At 34.3% G+C, this 1,167-nt stretch carries 1 protein-coding gene and 1 tRNA gene; both read right to left on the bottom strand.

The features are described from left to right. Nucleotides 1–256: 256 nt before the first annotated feature. The gene (locus ACRD62_RS22410) at nt 257–877 is read right to left on the bottom strand and encodes a hypothetical protein (protein WP_430822314.1); all 621 of its coding nucleotides are present in this window, start codon (nt 875–877) and stop codon (nt 257–259) included. 198 nt (nt 878–1,075) lie between these two features. Beyond that, a tRNA-Met gene (locus tag ACRD62_RS22415) sits at nt 1,076–1,148 on the bottom strand. Between the last annotated feature and the right edge of the window lie 19 nt (nt 1,149–1,167).

Consider the following 1,167-nt stretch of genomic DNA (forward strand, 5'->3'; position numbering starts at 1 on the left):
ACGACCTTTGGGTTATGAGCCCAACGAGCTACCAACTGCTCCACCCCGCAATATATCTTAAAACAATTTGTTGTCTTTGTTATTGCGGCTGCAAATATAGAGGTCTTTATTTTAATGTGCAAATCTTTCTTCTAATTCTTTTAATAAAGAAGAAAAGTCTATGTCTAATTATTAAAAAAGCCTTGAAGAAAAATCTCCAAGGCTTAAAATATTAAGCTATTTTTTTATAAGATGTTTAATTACTAAATGAATCATCCTATTTTAAAAAGACATTTTTACTTTTTGCAGATTTAAGAGTTGTTGTGGTAACTGAATATGATAAGTTGCTATAGTCAAAATATTTTAGCGTACCACTAAAAGAACCTGTAATCGTATTGTCACTTGAATCAGTTAAGGAAATTGAAATGGTGTAAATATTGTTTGATTTTGATACAGTTATAGTGCCTGCCGTAATATAATCATAGATGTCAGAGTCATCATTTGCTACATCATAATTAATACCATAATCAGAAAAATCAAAAGTTCCTGCAGTCTCTGAATCAGAAAATGTATATGTACCTTCTGGAAGGGTTGCTTCAGTATCTGTAAGAATTTCAAAATATAAGAAGTTTCCTTTACCCGAAGGCTCTGCTTCGCCGTCAACTTCCTTAATAGTAATACCATCTGAATATAAAACCAAATCAATGTTGTATGGTGCACCACTTGCTCCCCATGAACCGTAATACTCAAGTATACCATTTGATATGTCATAGGTTTCTCCGGCAATTGTCATGCTGCCAGTTGATTGGGTGCTATCACCATCTTCGTCTTTACTACATCCGATAAAAAGAAGGCTCATTAATGTTAGTCCAAGTAATAGATCTGTGACTTTTTTCATAATTTCAATATAAAGTTTAAGTATTTCTTCTCCTACGGCTGAACTTGGATGATGGTTACCGAAATCCTTAATCGAAAAGAATACTTTTAATTGGCGTTTTCAATGGTGCAGATATTCAGTGAGATATCTAAAAAATGAGAAGTGATAAATGTTAATGCAATAAAAAAGCCTTGAAGAAAAATCTCCAAGGCTTTGTAGTAGCGGGGGCCCGACTCGAACGGACGACCTTTGGGTTATGAGCCCAACGAGCTACCAACTGCTCCACCCCGCAATATATCTTAAAACAATTT

Source organism: Carboxylicivirga caseinilyticus (assembly GCF_050589785.1).
Lineage (GTDB): Bacteria > Bacteroidota > Bacteroidia > Bacteroidales > Marinilabiliaceae > Carboxylicivirga > Carboxylicivirga caseinilyticus.

Excerpts from the sequence above, each read along its gene's own strand:
- ACRD62_RS22410 (WP_430822314.1), bottom strand. The coding sequence starts at position 877 with ATGAAAAAAGTCACAGATCTATTACTTGGACTAACATTAATGAGCCTT.